Annotated in this window: 12 protein-coding genes; 8 read left to right on the top strand and 4 right to left on the bottom strand. The window is 49.3% G+C overall.

Annotated elements, in window-relative coordinates:
- Window positions 1-237 precede the first annotated feature (237 nt).
- Window positions 238-762, top strand: a complete 525-nt coding sequence (locus L6H98_RS17050) for an EVE domain-containing protein (RefSeq protein WP_356723334.1) — start codon at window positions 238-240, stop codon at window positions 760-762.
- A gap of 58 nt (window positions 763-820) precedes the next feature.
- Here the strand turns inward: L6H98_RS17050 and L6H98_RS17055 are convergent, their stop codons facing one another.
- Window positions 821-2,431: a response regulator gene (locus L6H98_RS17055; RefSeq protein ID WP_236416893.1), complete on the bottom strand. Its 1,611-nt coding sequence runs from the start codon at window positions 2,429-2,431 to the stop codon at window positions 821-823.
- Window positions 2,412-4,163: a histidine kinase gene (locus L6H98_RS17060; protein WP_236416894.1), complete on the bottom strand. Its 1,752-nt coding sequence runs from the start codon at window positions 4,161-4,163 to the stop codon at window positions 2,412-2,414. The genes L6H98_RS17055 and L6H98_RS17060 overlap by 20 nt, the downstream gene beginning before the upstream one ends.
- Before the next feature lie 371 nt (window positions 4,164-4,534).
- Between L6H98_RS17060 and L6H98_RS17065 the strand changes: the two genes are divergently transcribed.
- The 7 genes from L6H98_RS17065 to L6H98_RS17095 all read left to right on the top strand — a co-directional run bounded on the left by L6H98_RS17065 (window position 4,535) and on the right by L6H98_RS17095 (window position 17,082).
- On the top strand, window positions 4,535-5,425 hold the full coding sequence (locus L6H98_RS17065) for an ABC transporter permease subunit (protein WP_236416895.1): 891 nt from the start codon (window positions 4,535-4,537) through the stop codon (window positions 5,423-5,425).
- A gap of 40 nt (window positions 5,426-5,465) precedes the next feature.
- A complete protein-coding gene (locus L6H98_RS17070; protein ID WP_236417049.1) occupies window positions 5,466-6,362 on the top strand; it encodes a carbohydrate ABC transporter permease in 897 nt (298 codons plus the stop codon).
- A 39-nt stretch (window positions 6,363-6,401) separates the two neighbouring features.
- Window positions 6,402-8,015: an extracellular solute-binding protein gene (locus L6H98_RS17075; protein WP_236416896.1), complete on the top strand. Its 1,614-nt coding sequence runs from the start codon at window positions 6,402-6,404 to the stop codon at window positions 8,013-8,015.
- A gap of 251 nt (window positions 8,016-8,266) precedes the next feature.
- Window positions 8,267-11,638 carry a discoidin domain-containing protein gene (locus L6H98_RS17080; protein ID WP_236416898.1) on the top strand — a complete coding sequence of 1,124 codons (3,372 nt, stop codon included), beginning with the start codon at window positions 8,267-8,269 and terminating at the stop codon, window positions 11,636-11,638.
- Window positions 11,639-12,048: 410 nt separating this feature from the next.
- Window positions 12,049-13,236: a PLP-dependent aminotransferase family protein gene (locus tag L6H98_RS17085; RefSeq protein ID WP_236416900.1), complete on the top strand. Its 1,188-nt coding sequence runs from the start codon at window positions 12,049-12,051 to the stop codon at window positions 13,234-13,236.
- A gap of 187 nt (window positions 13,237-13,423) precedes the next feature.
- A complete protein-coding gene (tlp, locus tag L6H98_RS17090; protein ID WP_236416901.1) occupies window positions 13,424-13,651 on the top strand; it encodes a small acid-soluble spore protein Tlp in 228 nt (75 codons plus the stop codon).
- Window positions 13,652-14,235: 584 nt separating this feature from the next.
- Complete coding sequence (locus L6H98_RS17095; protein ID WP_236416902.1) at window positions 14,236-17,082, top strand: glycoside hydrolase family 2 TIM barrel-domain containing protein; 2,847 nt, start codon at window positions 14,236-14,238, stop codon at window positions 17,080-17,082.
- Window positions 17,083-17,151: 69 nt separating this feature from the next.
- On the opposite strand, the gene L6H98_RS17100 is transcribed toward L6H98_RS17095, so the two are convergent.
- Entirely contained in the window at window positions 17,152-17,793 is a 642-nt protein-coding gene (locus tag L6H98_RS17100) for a TetR/AcrR family transcriptional regulator (protein WP_236416903.1), read from the bottom strand.
- Complete coding sequence (locus tag L6H98_RS17105) at window positions 17,786-18,988, bottom strand: MFS transporter (RefSeq protein ID WP_236416904.1); 1,203 nt, start codon at window positions 18,986-18,988, stop codon at window positions 17,786-17,788. Before L6H98_RS17105 ends, L6H98_RS17100 begins: the two co-directional genes overlap by 8 nt.
- Between the last annotated feature and the right edge of the window lie 27 nt (window positions 18,989-19,015).

A 19,015-nucleotide genomic window follows, 5' to 3' on the forward strand; every position in this document is an offset into this window, starting at 1 on the left:
AAAAGCTTTCTGAAAGAAAGCTCCATCGAAAGCATACGCTTCGTGTTTATCACCGGATTTTCCCTTTGAAAAAGGGAATCAAAAAAATCTGGGGATAATAGCGATCGGAAGATGATTCTGACCACGTAGTGACTCTGTGTAAAAATCATTGGTTCATGCTACTGACTCGACTCGCAGTGGCCTAGTGTGATTGATTATTGCGGTTTAAATAGACGCACAAAAGGAGGCACCCCCAAGATGACGATGTCCCAACATGATATATTGAATGATCTGAAAAAAAACCCGGAGCATCGAAAGCGCCGATACTGGATCGGCTGTGTCTCGGAATCCCATGTGAAGCACGGAGTCGAACAAGGGATCGGACAGACCTGCCACGGCAAAGCGGCCAAATTGAAGCAAATGAGTGAAGGAGACTACCTGATCTACTACTCGCCGCGCACAGACATGAGGAATGGTGAGCCATTGCAGGCGTTTACGGCCTTGGGCCGGGTTGCCGATAATTCGGTCTACTTGTTTCAAATGAGCGAGACGTTTGTTCCTTATCGCCGAAAGATCCAATACGTTTCCTGCCGAAATGTAAGCATTAGAGCACTTCTCCATAAGCTTTCGTTTACCCGAGACCGGCGCAATTGGGGCCAAGTCTTCCGATACGGACAATTTGAAGTCAGCGAAGACGATTTCATGATGATTGCGAATGAAATGCTGTCAGAGGACCATGGATTTCATGTTGAGCCTTCGGAAGAACAGATGACTTTGTTCTGAGTTCTTTTAAAAAGTCGCCATGTGCGGCTTTTTTTTGTACCCCTCAAGAATTCATGGATTATCCTGTTTCATGAGAGCTTTCTCTTTGCTTTTTGCGATAGTCATTGGGACTGCATCCCATTTCCTGTTTAAACAGCTTGGTGAAGTGCGAATAGTTGGTATACCCCACATGTCTGGCAATGGCATGGACCGATTGCGTGGTCGTTTCCAGAAGATGCCGGGAGGCCGCAAGACGGGTGTGAATGACATAATTGCCGAGTGATATGCCCATCTCTTTCTTGAACAGCCTTGCGAGATAATCCGGGTTCAGGTAGACCAGATCCCCGAGGCTGTTTCGTGTCAGATCTTCTCCGTAATGAGTGCGTATATAATGGGTAATCTCGTGTACAACCGACTTCGGCTGCTCGGCAGCATTCAGATATTCCGCAGCCGTATTGACCAGGTAGGCAATGTAGGCTTGCATATCTTCAATCGAATGCAGGGATTGCATGAACAGTTGATCATTCGTTTTGCCCATATACAGCTTGTGGACTTCAATTTCCTTGCTTTTCAATTGGGCATACACCAGCTGCACCAGATCAAGACGCAGCAGGCTCAGAACAGCGGTGCCTACAATGCCTTCGTGTACAAGCTGATGCATATAACGACCGGTTTCATCCAGAAAGGACTGGAATCGATTTTCGTTCAGCAATTGCTCGAGCAGTCCCAGGTCAGGCGGCGTGTAATTCAATTGGGGCCTGTTATAGTTCTCCAGCAAAAAGGTCTGGTTGCGGTGTTTGATTCGCTCTTCATTCATTAACAACAGCTCGTTCACCGTATGGCGAATCTGCCCCAGCGGCAGAGAGAAGCCGATGCTGCAGCAGGCATCCGATTTCAGGTAATTGTTCACCTCCGGAATGAACGAGCGGCACATGGATTCGATGAGCTGTACATCCGGTAACCTGTTCCATTTTAGAATAACGATCCAGTTATGATCCTTGATCTCGGTTATGGCTTCAATCGAAAATAAAGCGTCCTGAAACCGTTCGACCATCACGTTCAAACACGCATAATCAAACAGATTTTTGTCGGTTTTGCCCAGCGTATGATCATATGGAAACAGGTTCACCAGAATAGGAAGAAATAGGTCCGTTGCTTCGTAAGGCCAATTTTGCTCCGTCAAAAAAGCAGAAACATCGGCGGGGTCAGACAGCACGACTTTACCGGAGATGAGCCTGCGCCAGCTGTCCTCGATGAGCTTGCTTCTATTTTTCTGCCACAGCTCGCCTTCATCAATGGCCTTCTTAATAAACTGCTGATCCCTGGCTTTGGCAACCGCCTTTTGAATAATCAGAGTCAGCTTGTCGAATTCGATCGGCTTTAGAAAATAATCAAAACTTTGCAGCTCGATCGCTTTCTGCGCATAGTTGAAATCGGCATAATTGGTGAGAAAGATCGTCTGTACGCTGTGCGACTCCTCTCGGACCCATGCGAGCAGCTCGAGCCCGCTTCCCTGGGGCATCTCAATATCGCATATCAAAATCTGAACCGGATGGTTTCGCAAAATTTCTTTGGCTTGCGCAATATTGTAGGCCGTGAAGATCGTGTCGATCCCGAGGGCCCCCCAGTCGATTTTCTTTTCCAAAGCCATGACAACAAAGTAATCATCGTCAACCAGCAATGCATTCATGGTTTGCCACCTCTCCCGAAGGTTCTGAATTCAGTAAGATTTTAGGCAAGGAAAGCGTGATTCGCGCACCGCTTGCGTCGTTTGCAAACGTAATCGTCGCTTCATGCCGATACAGCAGCTCCAAACGTTGAATGGTATTCATAATGCCGATCCGGTTGCCGCCGGTTTGTTCCAGTGCTTCCCCGCGCATCAATGCGTCAAGAATTTCCGGACTGAATCCGGGTCCCGTGTCGGAGATCTGGATGAGCACAACATCGCCATGCTCTCGTCGCTCTTGCGTTACGGACAACGTAATACATAATTCCCGATCCCGCGAGACGCCGTATTTGACGGCATTTTCAATAAATGTCTGTATAACAAGCGGTGGCACAGCGACACCCGTGATCCCCTCGGACTGTTCGATCCGATAGGAGAAAGCATCCCGGTAACGTGATTTCTGGATGTCCAGAAACGTTCTCGCATGTTCGATTTCATTCTCCAGCAGAACGAAATTATCTCCGCTTTGAAAGATATAACGGAAATATCGGGACGTAGCCAGGGCCATGCTTTCAATCTCTTTATACATTTGCATCTGCGCCATACTGTACATGCTCGTCAGGCAATTCAGAAAAAAGTGGGGTTTGATCTGTAACTTCATATAATCCAAACGTATTTTCTGTTTCTCCAATTCCTGCTCGTAGCGATCAATCTTGAATCGTTTAATCTGGCCCACCAGTTCCTTGAACTGTGCATTGACCTGCTCCAGTTCCATAATCCGGCTGCTTTTGAGGTCTGCTGCCTCATCGCCTTCGTTAATGAGGGCAAGATTTTTGGAAAATCGCTGAATGGGAACAAGCAGATTTGTTCTGAAAAACATTAGGATTGCGCTTAATGAGCAGGTTACAATCAGAAAAAGCAGCATGATGAGCAGCTGGGCCACCATGATTTTCTCAAATGCACCAAACTTGATGACCATACGCGCGCTGAAATCCGCATTCGAGAAGTCGCTGCTGACGACATTGTGCGATTGGAGCACATCCATGAAGGAAGGCTGCGGGTCTGCCGTGTTTTCTCCGCTGGCAGGTCCGGAAAGCTGCATGCCGTTCTCATCCACCAGAGAGGCGTATCCGTTGGCGCCCAGATTCATTTGCTGCAATGGGGCAATGAGATCATCTGCAGATATCAACGCGATAAGATACCGATTGTAGTACGGCGCAATATTGATCAGATAAGAAGTACCGTTCACATGGATGGGTGTCCAATGGGAGTAGAACTTCTCATATACCCCTTTTTCACGAGTCAAGGTGATGATCTGTCTTTTCACTTCCGAATAGTCCGAATAAGAGATGCTTATTGGCGCACAGTTGAGGAAGTATTCGCTGCTTTCCAAATAATAAAAGAAATTGTAGGACTGGCTATAGTTTCGCTGCAGTTCGGCAAAAAGCTTATGCAGCTTCTCATTGGACTTCAGAAATGGAATGCTGTTTACGCCATACGTATTCATCGTGTCGAGATTTTCGTCGTTGGCCAGCGTCCATCCCATGAAATGATTAATGTAGGCAAAATCATGATTAATGCGATTAATGTACAAATCAGCGGTATTTTGCAAATATTGGGCGGATTGCTGCTTGACCAGGGAGATCGAAGCGATGCTGATGATCAGGTCCAGAACGAACACGACAAATGAAATGACGAACATCATGCGAATGTAATGCCGAATGGGATAGGGCTTGATGGCGTTCAGGTTTGCCATGAACAATGCACCCGCTTTCTGGATTGCTTCGTTATGAATGCGCTTTAATATCTCAGGAATAGTATAAAACCTTTGCTTGAAAAAAGCATAAAGATTTGCTTTTTTGGGGTTCAGAAGTCCGGAATACACATATGAAAGTCCGGATCGCGATATGTTTTGTGCCAGCAAGCATTCGGGTTACGCATAAGCGTTCAAAAAAGGAACATCAGAAGTCCGAATACCGTCCCTAGGGGTCCGATATAGCGAAGGGGAAGTCGTTTATACTGAAGCTAATCCAGCGCTGACAGGTCCAAGCGGGAAAGCAGCACCAGTATATGTACGGGAGGGAAGGGAAAACCATGAGGACCAATGCACTTTATTTAGGAAAAACAATGGAGAGAATCAGGCGTAATTGGGGGCTTTACGTTTTACTTTTTCCGGCTGTTCTGTTAACACTGTTATTCGCCTATAAGCCGATGTACGGCGTCATCATCGCATTTAAGGATTATAGTCCGGCGTCGGGAATCGGAGGCAGCCCATGGGCGGGGTTCAAGTACTTTGAAAAGTTTTTTCATTCCTATCAATTTACCAATACGATTCGGAATACACTTGTGATCAGTCTGTACAGCTTGGCTACGTTTCCGATCCCGATTATGCTTGCGCTTCTGGTGAACCAGATGAGAGCAGGGAGGTTTAAAAAGTTTTTCCAGACCGTCTCCTATATGCCTCACTTTATATCAACGGTAGTTATGGTCGGATTGATGCTGATTCTGCTCTCGCCCAGTACGGGGCTCGTCGGCAATGTGTATCAGTTGTTTGGAGCACAAGCACCGGACTTAATGGGCTCATCGGCTCTGTTCAGCAGCGTGTATGTGTGGTCTGACGTATGGCAGCATGTCGGTTGGGACAGCATCATCTATATTGCCGCGTTGTCTGCCGTAGATCCAAGCCTCTATGAAGCGGCAACGGTCGATGGGGCAAGCCGGTGGCACAAGATTCGTTATATTGATATTCCGATGCTGATGCCGACGGCGATCACGCTGCTCATTCTGCGAATGGGCGGACTACTGGGCGTAGGATTTGAGAAGGTCTATCTCATGCAGAATGACTTGAACATCCTCTCCAGTGAGATTCTGTCCACGTATGTCTACAAAATCGGTTTGCTGAGCAGTCAATACAGCTTCTCCTCGGCGATCAACCTGTTTAATACGGTGATTAATTTCATTTTGCTTATTCTGGTCAATCAGTTGTCCAAGAAATACAGCGAGAACAGCCTATGGTAGAGGGGAGAGAAACCAAATGAGCGTTATGGAGCCGGCCGCTATGACCAGAACTCCCCGAGTGAAGCGACGATCACGCATGACGGTTGGAGAGGCCGTGCTGTATGCCTTTGCCATTCTTTTTCTGATTGCGGTCATTTACCCGATTTATTTTATCGTCATCGCCTCCTTCAGCGATCCTTCCGCTGTGGCTAACGGACAGGTGTGGTTCTTCCCCAAAGGTTTTACGCTGGAAGGATATAAGGAACTGCTGCGGCATGACAATATCTGGATCGGATATCGAAATACCATTCTATATACGGTGGTAGGAACGTTGATCGGACTTGTCGTTAATATTTCGGCGGCTTATGCATTATCGAGAAAGGATCTGGTCGGCCGAAAATTTTTCTCGCTGTTCTTTATTTTTACGATGTTCTTTAGCGGCGGATTGATTCCAACCTTCCTGACCATTCGCGATTTTCATCTCTACGACACGTTTCTGGTGATGGTGCTTCCGTTCTCTGTGGTGGTGTTCGATATGATCGTTGCCCGGACCTTCTTCCAGACCAGCATTCCCGGGGATTTATGGGAAGCCGCCCAGATCGATGGCTGCGGTAATCTGCGGTATTTTGCGTTGATTGTACTGCCGCTGTCCAAAGCGATCATCGCGGTTCTGGGATTATGGATTGCCGTAGGGTATTGGAATTCATATTTTAATGCCCTGATCTATCTGAAAGACCCTAATCTGTATCCGCTTCAATTGATCCTGCGCAACATTCTCATCACGAATCAGATGCAATCCGGCATGGGAACCGGAGAAGCTGCGCAAGTCGCCCTGCGTCTTGCCAATCTGATGAGATATTCCGTGATTATTATCGCCACGATTCCGATCATGTGCGTCTATCCGTTCATCCAAAAGTATTTCAATCAGGGGGTGATGATCGGCGCAGTGAAAGAATAAGGCAGATGATCATTCATTACGAATCAAGGAGGGTCACACATGGGGAAAAAGATTGGCAAGAAATTTTTCACCAAAATGAATAGTTTGCTGCTCGTCACAGCGATGCTGGCAAGCGTTGTCGGGTGCAGCAGCGGAAATAGCGGCGAGGCCGCCGAGACTCCGATATCAAGCGATTTTAATAAAGAAGGTCTGCCAATTGTTAATAATCCTGTAACACTCAAAGTACTGACGGTTCGCTGGGGCAACATGGGTGACACCTTTACCCAGAACCAATGGCTTAAGGATTTGGAGAAGGAGACCAATGTGAACATTGAGTGGCAGGTCATGTCCTCCAACGATTGGGGTGAACAGAAATCCATCATGCTTGCCAGTGGCACGCTCCCGGACATTATTTTGGGGGACCAGGTGTTCAGCGATTCGGACATTGTCAATAACCTGAGCTATTTCCGTCCGCTGAATGAATATATCGATTCGTATATGCCTAACTTGAAGGCGGCGATGGAAGAGACGCCGGAGATGAAGAAAATAAGCACATTTCCTGACGGCAAAATTTACTCGATGCCCACCCGATTGCCTGCCCGTCCGAAGAGCAGGAATCAGCCTGTCATCAACAAGGCATGGCTCGATAAACTGGGATTGAAGGCACCTACGACGACAGAGGAACTGTATCAGGTGTTGAAAGCGTTTAAGGAGAACGATCCGAACGGAAACGGTAAACCGGATGAAATTCCGTACACGGAAACGGGTCTGAATATGGACTTTCTGAATCCGTTCGGGATCACCGATATTAATGCCAGCAGCATGATCATTCAGGATGGAAAACCGGTCTTCTATCCGACAACGGAAGCATATAAAGAAGCACTTATTTACACACACAAGCTGTATTCGGAAGGTCTGATCGATCAGGAACTGTTCACCCAAGACAACACGATGACGTCAGCCAAATGGCAAAATGCAGACATTCCTATCGTCGGCTTCAGCAACCAGTGGACGCCTGACGCGGTGTTTGGCAAGTGGAGCGACCAGTACGAAGCGATTGCGCCCATTGCCGGACCGGATGGCAAACGTTATCAGCCAGGCGACCCCGGCGGCATGAATCTGGCCCGCAATGAACTCCTCATTACAAGCTCATGTACGGTTCCGGAAGTCGCGGCACGCTGGGCCGACCAATTTTATACCAATGAAGCAAGCATTCAGAACTTCTGGGGGGCGATCGGAACGGTCATCGAGAAAAATGATGATGGCACATACACGCTCATGGACCCGCCGGCAGGCACCAGCGCCGATGCCTGGTACTGGGAGCAATCCCTGCGCGACTTTGGCCCGAAATATGTAAGCCCTTCCTTTGAAGAGAAAATCAAGCTTAATCCGCAGGCGGGTGACGGACTCAAGCTGCAAATCGATCAATTGGGCAGCGCAGATGTAACAACCCCCTACCCAAAGGTCATGTACAATGCGGAAGAGTTTCAGGAACTGCCGACGCTGACAACGGATATTGATGGCTATGTGGCCACCATGCGTGCTCAGTGGGTCACCAAAGGCGGCATTGAAGAGGGCTGGGATGCGTATGTCAAAAAGCTGAACGACATGGGACTTGAACGGTTAGTGACCATCCGTAATGATGCCTTCGAGCGGTATATGAACGTTAAATAGGCTGGAAATCAGCCGTGCACTTTATTGTATAAAAAATTTGCTATATAAATCGCAGAAAACATCCATGCGTTAACGGAGAGGCAGAACCGATCTTAAGAAGCGAAGCGTTCGCGTTTATCACCGGATTTTCCCTTTGAAAAAGGGGATTCAAAAAAATCCGGGGATAACAGCGATCGAAGATGGTACTGCGCTCGTAGTGGCCCAGATGGAGTTATTACTGCGGTTTATATAGCAGCCTGAGGAGGAATTCAATGCGCAACAAATACTTCGTCTGGTCACTCGTATTAACGATGCTGGTCTCGAACGTATTCCTGACCATGGGATCTCCTGCCAAAGTATCGGCTGCTGGCGGGGCGAATCTGGCACTGGGCAAACTGGTGACCGCGAGCAGCTATAACCAAACGTACAGCCCGGCCCATGTGATCGACAATAATCAGGCGACCTATTGGGAGAGTGCAAACAACGCGTTTCCGCAATGGATTCAAGTGGATCTTGGAGCGAATACGAAAATTGACCAAATCAAAATGAAGCTGCCCGCAGCCTGGGAAACGCGTACCCAGACGATCGCCGTTCAAGGCAGCACAAACGGTTCAACGTTTACAGACATCGTGGATGCCAAGGATTATGGTTTTGATCCATCCGTGGCGGAGAATACGGTTACAGTTGATTTTGAAGCAACAGAAACAAGGTATGTGCGTCTCCAGATGACCGGAAATACCGAATGGCCCGCTGCGCAATTGTCCGAATTGGAAATGTACGGTCCATCTTCTCAGGTACCAAACCCTGACCCGACAGAACCCGGGGCGCCTGTGGAAGGAACAAATATTGCGCTGGGCAAAGCAATCACTGCGTCGTCCAGCACTCAGTCTTATGCTGCTGCGAATGCAAACGATAACAATATCAATACGTACTGGGAAGGGGGCAGCCATCCAAGCTCGCTGACGCTGGATCTCGGCTCCAATCATCAGATTACATCCATCGTACTGAAGCTGAACCCCGATCCGGTCTGGAGTACCCGTACGCAGACGATTCAAGTGTTAGGACATCACCAGGACACAACCACATTCAGCAATCTGGTTTCCGCCCAATCGCACACGTTTAACCCGGCTTCCGGCAATGCCGTGACGATTCCTGTGACGGCAACGGTTAAACGTCTGCAATTAAACATTACGGCGAACTCGGGCGCTCCCGCAGGGCAAATTGCTGAATTTCAGGTATTTGGCACCCCTGCGCCGAATCCCGATCTGACGATTACAGGCATGTCCTGGACGCCATCTTCACCCATCGAGAACAGTCCGATTACGCTTCATGCCATTGTCAAAAACATTGGCTCTGCCGCTTCTCCGGTCTCTACCGTCAACTTTTATCTGAACAATGAGCTGGCTGGTTCGGCATCCGTAAACGCTTTGCAGGCAGGGGCTTCAACAACGGTATCGCTTGACATCGGCAATCGGAGCGCTTCATCATACACGCTTAGTGCAAAGGTGGATGAGAACAACCAGATCGTCGAAGAGAATGAAAGCAACAACCATTATACGCATTCATCTTCCTTAGTCATCGCACCGATTACAAGCTCAGACCTGGTAGGGACGGTCTCTTGGAGCCCGAGCAATCCTACCGCAAACAGCACGGTAGCTTTTACCGTTAATCTGAAAAATCAGGGGAATCAGGCTTCGGCAGGCGGTGCGCATGGGGTTACGGTTGTTCTCAAAAATGCTGCGGGAGCAACAATTCAGACATACTCCGGCTCGTATAACGGCGTATTGGCACCGGGAGCATCCGTCAATGTCAATGTCGGCAGCTGGACGGCTGCAAACGGTACCTATAATGTGACAACCACCGTTGCCGTCGATGGCAATGAAGCCCCGGTAAAACAATCGAACAACGTAACGACCACCGCGCTGACCGTATACTCTGCCCGCGGTGCGAGCATGCCTTATACAAGGTATGATACGGATGATGCTGCTCGTGGCGGCGGTGCAGCGCTGAAGTCAGCACCGACGTTCGATCAGGCATTGACGGCGTCGGAAGCCTCAGGACAGAAATATATTGCTCTGCCATCCAACGGCTCCTATGCACAATGGACGGTCAGACAAGGCGAAGGAGGCGCAGGCGTTACGATGCGATTTACGATGCCGGATTCGGCAGACGGCATGGGGCTGGATGGATCACTGGACGTGTATGTAAATGGCAGCAAGGCGAAGACGGTTCCCCTGACCTCCTATTACAACTGGCAGTACTTCTCCAGCGATCATCCGGGAGATACGCCAAGCGCCGGGCGCCCGCTGTTCCGTTTTGACGAGGTTCACTGGAAACTGGATACACCTCTGAAAGCCGGGGACACGATTCGGATCCAGAAGACCAACGGGGATAACCTGGAATATGGCGTCGATTTTCTTGAAATCGAATCCGTACCTGCCGCCATCCCGCGTCCGGCCAACGCTGTTTCGGTAACCGATTTCGGTGCGGTGGCGAACGATGGCAAGGACGACCTTGCCGCATTCGAAGCAGCCGTTCAATCCGCCGTTTCTACAGGCAAAACATTATACATCCCGGAAGGCACATTCCATCTGGGCAATATGTGGAAGATTGGCACGCCCGCCAATATGATCGATAACCTCACCGTTGTTGGTGCAGGCATTTGGTATACGAATATTCAATTCACCAATCCGAACGCGGCATCAGGAGGTATTTCCCTCCGTGTGCAAGGCAAACTGGATTTCAGCAATGTCTACATGAACTCCATGCTGCGCTCACGCTACAGCGAGAACGCAGTCTACAAGGGATTTATGGACAATTTCGGTAAAAACTCGAAAATCAGCAATGTATGGGTGGAGCATTTTGAATGCGGGTTCTGGGTAGGGGATTATGCACACACCCCGGCGATGATTGCCGATGGCTTGGTGATTGAGAACAGCCGCATTCGGAATAACCTTGCTGACGGTGTCAACTTTGCCCAAGGCACGAGCAACTCGACGGTGCGCAACAGCAGCGTCCGGAACAACGGCGATGATGGTCTGGCCGTATGGACCAGCAATGTGAACGGTGCACCTGCCGGGGTGAACAACACCTTCTCGTTCAACACCATCGAGAACAATTGGCGCGCAGCGGGAATCGCCTTCTTTGGCGGCAGTGGGCATAAGGCAACGAACAATCGGATTGTTGACACGGTTGGCGGTTCGGCGATCCGAATGAATACCGTTTTCCCGGGATATCATTTCCAGAACAACACGGGCATTCTGTTCTCAGATACGACGATTGTTAACAGTGGTACCAGCAAGGACCTCTATAACGGGGAACGCGGAGCGATCGATCTTGAAGCTTCCAATGATGCCATCAAGAACGTAACCTTTACCAATATCGATATTCTCAATACACAGCGCAGTGCCATTCAATTCGGTTACGGTGGCGGTTTCGAAAACATTGTGTTTAACAACATCAATATCAATGGTACCGGTCTGGATGGAGTTGAGACATCACGCTTCACAACGCCTCATAAAGGAGCAGCCATATACACGTATACCGGTAACGGTTCAGCAACGTTTAACCATCTGACAACGAGCAACATCGCCAATCCGAATGTGCACCAGATTCAAAATGGATTCAATGTGATTATTCAATAGGATTTGTTCATACAAGGACGGGGAGCTCTTAGGGCTCCCTGTTTCTGTTTAAATCACCTCTTTGTTGCTGTGCACTGTCAAATTTGACGATACCGTTTAGAAATCTGGCGAATGCTCGTATAATAGAATCTATATAAGCCGCAATAAACATACACAAGTTAACGGAGAGGCAGAACCAATCTGAAGAAGCGAAGCGCTCGCTTAAAAGCTTTCTGAAAGAAAGCTGCATCGGAAGCATAGGCTTATCACCGGATTTTCTCCTTTGCATAAGGAGGTTAGAAAAATCCGGGGATAACAGCGATCGGAAGATGGTACTGCGCTCGCAGTGGCCTAGTGTGATTATTAGTACGGTTTCTATAATGTAATTATAGAACAAGAGTCAGATTTGAAATCGGGAGGCCATATTTTACATGAACTATACCTTTTCCAACCGCATCGCTGCATTGCAGCCATCGATTATTCGTGAGATTCTGAAGGCCACTTCGGGTCAAAATGTCATTCCGTTCTCGGCGGGAAATCCCGCTCCGGAAACCTTTCCTATAGAGGCCATTCGAACATTTACCCAAACGATTCTGGAACAGGATCCGGTAACAGCGCTGCAATACGGGATTACCGAAGGATATGCACCGCTGCGGGATGCATTAACCCGGCACTTGCAAACAGGCTTTGATACGGGTAAACCGACGGACGAGCTGTTCATCGTATCCGGAGCGCAGCAGGGGATTGAACTCGCTTGCAAAGTATTCTGTAATGAAGGGGATACGATTATTTGCGAGAGCCCCAGCTTTATCGGTTCCCTGAACTCTTTCCGGGCTTCAGGCGCCAAACTTGTCGGTGTTCCCATGGAAACGGACGGCATGGATATCGGGAAACTGGAACACGCTCTGCAAACGGAGCAGAATGTAAAGCTGATTTATGTGATTCCGAGTTTCCAAAACCCGACCGGCATTACCACCAGCCTGGAGAAGCGTAAAGCCATTTACGATCTTGCCAAGAAGTATGGGGTCATGATTCTGGAAGATAACCCGTATGGGGAGCTTCGTTTTAATGGAGAAGACGTCGCAACGATCAAATCGCTGGATGATGAGGGGCTGGTTATTTATGTAGGGTCTTTCTCCAAAATTTTGTCTGCCGGATTGCGCGTCGGATATGTTCTGGCACCTCATGAGGTTGTGCAGAAGATGGTTGTTGCCAAGCAGGGAGAGGATGTACATACAGCCATGCTGCCACAGATTTTGGCATACAAGTTCATGACGGAGTATGACTATGCAGCACATATCAGCAGCATTCGTGCCATTTACCGCCGGAAATCGGACTTAATGATGAACAAGCTGCAGGAGCATTTGGGCGAGTCCATTGCCTTTACCCACCCGGATGGAGGGTTGTTCCTCTGGTGTGACCTGCCAGCTCGCGTCCCGATGCTCGACTATGCCAAAACAGCTGCGGCCGAGGGCGTAGCCGTTGTTCCGGGCACTGCGTTTCTTGTGGATGAAAACGAACCTAGTAATGCGATCCGTCTTAATTTTTCAACTCCTTCCGATGAGCAGATCGTGAAAGGGATCGAAATTTTGGGACAGGTGCTGAAAAAATTTGATTGAAGCAATCCAAGTCGCCATCCGGCGGCTTTTTATATATCAACAACTTGGCCCAAGTCGAGTTGCAGGATCTTGATCCCGTTGCCGTAAAAGACAAGAGCATGGTGCTGCATGCATAAACTCGGCACCCTTATGGAAAACTTCTGTAGTGCGAATAAACAGCATAATCCGTTTTTGGGAGGTGACCTGTATGAGTAAGCCAGATAACCGCAAGGATAACGTGGATCACTTGCAAAACGCGGTTCAGAACACGATCGAAAACTACCATGAAGCAGAGGATTATCTCGAGGAATTCGGCGATGAAATTCCGGCCAGGGAGAAAGCTCAAATCGAGGAAAAAAACGAACGTCGTAAACATAGCATTTCCGGATTCCGTGAAGAAATCCGGGACGAAGCAAGACACCAGCAAAACTCATAATATGGAGATGCGAAAAACGCGAATGTAACCCACCTATATAAACCGCACTAAACAATCACACAAGGCACTGCGAGTGCAGTACCATCTTCAGATCGCTGTTATCCCCAGATTTTTTGGATCCCCTTTCTAAGGGGAAAATCCGGTGATAAGCCTATGCTTCCGATGCAGCTTTCTTTCAGAAAGCTTTTAAGCGAACGCTTCGCTTCTCCAGCTTGGTTCTGCCTCTCCGTTAACGTGTGTATCTTTTTTGCGGTTTATATAGCTTAAACGCTTAAACCATATTACCCCAAAAAACCTCCATACCCGTGGAGGTTTTTTGGGTTGGTATAGACCCACCAACCTGAGATGTTAGACAAACCATTCGCTGATTTTTGTGTGGGTAAAAGGAAGCGGCAAGGGACACGTGAAGGGAGTCTCAACATATACAATGCTTCCTTATTCTTATATGACATATTATTAATATTATATGGGTTGTTAAGAAAAGAGGTTATATAATAGCCCTATATGTAAGAATACGTAAGCGCCATCACCGTGATTTTATATTCTGAAAAGTTATACATACGACCCATAAAGGAGCGGCATTCATGTTAACGAACATTCATTTGCAAGGAAGCTGGAAGCTTCAATTGGACGAACAAAAGCAAGGCGTGCAATTCCCGTACAATGATAGCATCGAGCTGCCTGATACAACGTCCCATGCCCAAAAAGGGCCCAAAAATGATCAAGCGCTCATCGGGGCTTTGACGGACGAATACGCCTTCGAAGGATGGGTCTGGCTGGAGCGGGAAGTCCACATCCCGGCAGAGCTTGCAGGCAAGACATGCCATCTGTATCTTGAACGGACGCGCAAAACGCATGTGTGGGTAGACGGCGCGGATTTGGGTTCGGCGGACAGCCTCAATACGGCGCATGTGTATAAGCTGCCGAAAGGGTTGGCGGAAGGCAGCCACACTATCACCATTCGGGTGGACAACACCGATTATCCGACCAAAGGCGGTCATCTCACGTCCCCGGATACCCAGACGAACTGGAACGGCATTACCGGCAGGATCGAGCTTCAATTTTACGAAAACGTGTACATGGAGGATGTGCAGATCTATCCGGATGCGGCCCGTCGCAGCTTCCGAATCGTGAGCAAATTGTCGGGTTCTGCGCCAGGCATGACCCTTTCCGTGACTGCAAACAGCATTAAGCCTTACACGCAGGTACAGGCGGCTTTGGAGGGATCGGTTCGCGAGCATCACGTGTCGGAGCAAACGTACGCATGCTTGCAGGATGAGTTTAATGTGGTTTATGACATGGGAGAAAACGCTCGGTTATGGAGCGATGCCGAACCTAACCTTTATCAACTGGCCCTTTCTTTGATCGACGAAAACGGGGAAATCAAGGATACGCAGACTTTCGTCGTTGGGTTGCGGGATTTCGAAGCCAAAGGGGATGCGTTTACGATCAACGGCCATAAAACGTTTTTGCGCGGCAAGCATGACGGACTTATTTTTCCGCTGACGGGATATGCACCGACCGATGTCGAAGAATGGCTGCGCATTATGGGCATCGCAAAATCGTACGGCATCAACCATTATCGTTTCCATACGTGCTGCCCGCCGGAAGCCGCGTTCACCGCTGCTGACATGCTGGGCATCTACATGGAACCGGAATTGCCGTTCTGGGGCACGATCACCGACGACAATGATCCGAACCACAACCAGGCCGAACAGGACTACCTGATCCGTGAAGGGTTTGCCATGCTCAAAGCCTATGGCAACCATCCTTCGTTCGTCATGATGTCTCTTGGCAATGAGCTGTGGGGAAGCAAGGAACGGCTGAACGGCATACTGAAGGCGTATAAAGCAGCCGATCCGCGTCCATTGTATACGCAAGGTTCGAACAATTTTCAATTCGTGCCAGACATTTTGGAAGAAGAGGACTTTTTCTGCGGCGTGCGTTTTTCCAAAGAGCGGTTATTCCGCGGTTCCTATGCGATGTGTGATGCGCCGCAAGGGCATGTGCAGCTTGATGTTCCAGGCACGATGAAGGATTACGACGATATGATTATTCCGCAAGTAAACGCCTCAGAAAAGGGTGAAGCGGGAACGGGAGAACAAGAGATCCTCATCCAGTACGGCACCGAATCCAAAACCGTGACAGGGGCTGCCGCCGAACAGGAGCTCGTGCCAAGCATTCCGGTCATCTCTCATGAAATCGGACAGTATGCGATGTATCCGAATTATGAAGAAATCGGGAAATACACCGGTTCGATCAAGGCTAAAAATTTTGAGGTATTTAAGGAACGTTTGCAAGAAAAGGGCATGGCGCATCTGGCAGACCGCTTCTTCCAAAGCTCGGGCAAACTGGCGGTCGCCTGTTACAAAGAAGAGCTTGAAGCCGCCTTCCGCACAAAACATCTGGCCGGATTCCAACTGCTGGACCTTCAGGACTTCAGCGGACAGGGAACGGCGCTTGTCGGCGTGTTGGATGCCTTCATGGATTCCAAAGGAGTGGTTACGCCTGAAGAATGGAGAACCTATTGCTCGGATGCGGTACTTCTCGCCCGGTTCGAGAAATACAACTACTCGTCAGGCGAACGCTTTGATGCACGCCTGGAATTAAGCTACTTCCGAACGGCTTCGTTGGAAGGGCATGTTTTGGAGTGGGTATTGAAGGATGGGGAAAACAACACCATCGCGCAAGGAGAGCAAGCTGTCGAATGGACGTTAGGCGAAACTCATGGCGAGCTTGCCAACATTTCCATTGCACTTCCAGAAGTCGACAAAATGACAGAGGTTGAGCTGTCCATGCGCATCCAAGGAACGGATATCCGCAAGCAGTATGAACTATGGATATATCCGGAAGTTAACCCGAGTGCCATAGAGCAAGCGAACATATTCACGCGTTTGAATGAAGAGGTGATTGAGCGACTGGATCTAGGAGAAAACGTACTCTTGTTGCCATCGCCGGACACGGTCAGCCGTTCTGTTGAGGGTACCTATTGCACGGATTTCTGGTGTTACCCTATGTTTAGATCCATTTCGGAGAGCATGAACAAACCCGTTCCGGTGGGCACGCTTGGATTGTTGATTGATAACGAACACCCGGCACTGCGCCATTTCCCGAGCGAAGTCCATTCTACCTATCCTTGGTGGCATGCCGTGATGAACTCCAGTTCAATCATTTTGGATGAAATTGCGAGCGGGATCACACCCATCGTGCAGACGATTGATAATTTTGAACGGAACCATAAGCTGGGACTGTTGTTCGAATGTCGGGTTGGGAAAGGCAAACTGCTGATCGGGGCAATCAACCGCGATGAATTGGTGAGAAAGCCGGAAGGCCGGCAGTTGTTGTACAGTCTTGCTCAATACGTGCAAAGCGAGGAATTCCAGCCCGATGGCCGAATCGAGCTGGATGTGCTTCAACAATTGATCGGTTAATGTCAGACGATTGAATAATGGTGGAGAGGACCTTGCTCTTTACCCAGCATGTGCGGACTGCCGTTCTGTTCAGGAATGGGAGTCTGCACTTACGTATTGGAGCAGCATGCAGGCGAATTGCTTGGTCATATGCAGGTCTTTGGGGTTTTGGCGAGCTGCCTGCCCGAGGCTCATTTTTTGCAGCATGCCCATCATGGACGTGAAGATAAAATGAGCCGTATCAAGCGGTGCGGGATCAGGTTTTAATGTGCCGTCGGCGATGCCGGTCGTCAGCGCATTCATGAGGAAATGCCGTTCTTTGCCTTCATTCACGAAAAGATCGTAACGGGATTTCAGCTCGGTATTGGAATCATAGGCTTCATAATGGAGATCGAACAGCAGAATGAACCGGATATGTTCCGGATGCTGCCATGCGTATTGAACCCAAGCGTCCAGCATGGCCGCGAGCTGCTGCCTGCCGCTCCATTCGGGCGAAGCTGCCCGCGTAACGTTGTCCGTGAGATCTTCCATCAGCTGCATCTGGACCTCGAACAGCAGCTCGTCGATCGTTTGAAAGTGTTTGTAAAAAGTAACCCGGCTGATGCCTGCCGCATTGCAGACGTCCTTGATGTTCACGCGCAGGAAGCCGTGCTTCAGGAAAAGCGCCCTGCCTGCGGCAATCAGCTCGTCCCGGTTTTTGTTTTTGAGATGCTGGTGCCAAGTTTCACTCATGTTCGAGAAGGTTTCCTTTCTTCAGGCTCCTTGCCTTAATCGTTAAGGACAGGGAGGCCAGAAGGATGATTGCACCAAAAATATAGGGAATATTTATGTTTTTGTCAAACAAGGACCCTGCCAAAACGGGACCCAGAATGTTGCCCAAGCTGGTATACGTCGTATTTAAGCCCGAAGCATAACCTTGCCGGTCGCCTGCCGCCTTGGAGATTAACGTGCTGACCGTAGGCCGCAAAAAGGCGTTAAACGCAAAGAATAGTGCGGATACAACCAGCAAGTAAGCGAGATTAACTTTGACGAGCATCAGCACCAGTGCGATCGGCGTGACGATCAATGACAAGCGGATCAGCTTGATTTCGCCCATGCGCCGAATGAACCGATCCAGCAGCCAGACTTGAACGATGATGCCGATGACGGCGCCGACGGTAATGATGATGGATATTTTGGCAGCGTCAAAGCCGTATTTCTGCTCCACGAACAGGGCGTATACCGTTTCGTAATTGACGAGACCAAAGGTCATGACCAGAATTAACAACAGGTAACGGAAATACGGCGTTCGGAAAGACTGTGCAATCTGTTTGCCCATCGTCTCGCGGCCCTTTGACGGCTGCGGGACTTTTCTTTTGTCAGGGGTTAGCGTCTCCGGCATAAAGATCGTTAGCAGCGTCGCCAGCAATCCCAGACCGGAAGCGAAGAAGTAGGGCATGCGAATGCCCCACTCGGCAATGATGCCGCCCAGTCCAGGTCCCAGCACCATCCCCAAATTCATGGCAGCACCCAAATAACCCATGCCTTTGGCCCGCGTTTCATGGGTCGTAATATCGGCAACATAGGCCATGTTGGACGGTACCATAAGCCCGAGACCGATGCCTCCGATAAATCGGGCGAGATACAATAAAGGCAGCGTGGAGGAGACCGCAAACATCAGATCCGAGATTACGGTGAGGAACAATCCGGCCATAATCATCTTTTTCCGTCCGAACCGGTCAGACAATTGCCCGCCGATCGGCGAAAAAATAAATTGGGCCGCGCCAAAGGCGGCGATCAAATAACCGGCAGCCGTTCCGCCGGCGCCAAATTGCTTCAGATACTCGGGCAGGATGGGAATGACCATGCCCTGCCCCAGCAAAGCGATAAACAAATTTAGCATCAGAATGAACAGGGGGAAGCGGGCTGATTTCTGCAAAGTGCTCATTGTGCGGATCTCCTTTGTTTACATCGT

This window comes from Paenibacillus sp. JJ-223 (assembly GCF_927798175.1).
Lineage (GTDB): Bacteria > Bacillota > Bacilli > Paenibacillales > Paenibacillaceae > Paenibacillus > Paenibacillus hubeiensis.

Coding starts and splice junctions, on each gene's coding strand:
- L6H98_RS17100 (WP_236416903.1), bottom strand. CDS start 17,793: ATGAGTGAAACTTGGCACCAGCATCTCAAAAACAAAAACCGGGACGAG.
- L6H98_RS17055 (WP_236416893.1), bottom strand. CDS start 2,431: ATGAATGCATTGCTGGTTGACGATGATTACTTTGTTGTCATGGCTTTG.
- L6H98_RS17080 (WP_236416898.1), top strand. CDS start 8,267: ATGCGCAACAAATACTTCGTCTGGTCACTCGTATTAACGATGCTGGTC.
- L6H98_RS17105 (WP_236416904.1), bottom strand. CDS start 18,988: ATGAGCACTTTGCAGAAATCAGCCCGCTTCCCCCTGTTCATTCTGATG.
- L6H98_RS17070 (WP_236417049.1), top strand. CDS start 5,466: ATGACCAGAACTCCCCGAGTGAAGCGACGATCACGCATGACGGTTGGA.
- L6H98_RS17060 (WP_236416894.1), bottom strand. CDS start 4,163: ATGGCAAACCTGAACGCCATCAAGCCCTATCCCATTCGGCATTACATT.
- tlp (WP_236416901.1), top strand. CDS start 13,424: ATGAGTAAGCCAGATAACCGCAAGGATAACGTGGATCACTTGCAAAAC.
- L6H98_RS17085 (WP_236416900.1), top strand. CDS start 12,049: ATGAACTATACCTTTTCCAACCGCATCGCTGCATTGCAGCCATCGATT.
- L6H98_RS17075 (WP_236416896.1), top strand. CDS start 6,402: ATGGGGAAAAAGATTGGCAAGAAATTTTTCACCAAAATGAATAGTTTG.
- L6H98_RS17095 (WP_236416902.1), top strand. CDS start 14,236: ATGTTAACGAACATTCATTTGCAAGGAAGCTGGAAGCTTCAATTGGAC.
- L6H98_RS17065 (WP_236416895.1), top strand. CDS start 4,535: ATGGAGAGAATCAGGCGTAATTGGGGGCTTTACGTTTTACTTTTTCCG.
- L6H98_RS17050 (WP_356723334.1), top strand. CDS start 238: ATGACGATGTCCCAACATGATATATTGAATGATCTGAAAAAAAACCCG.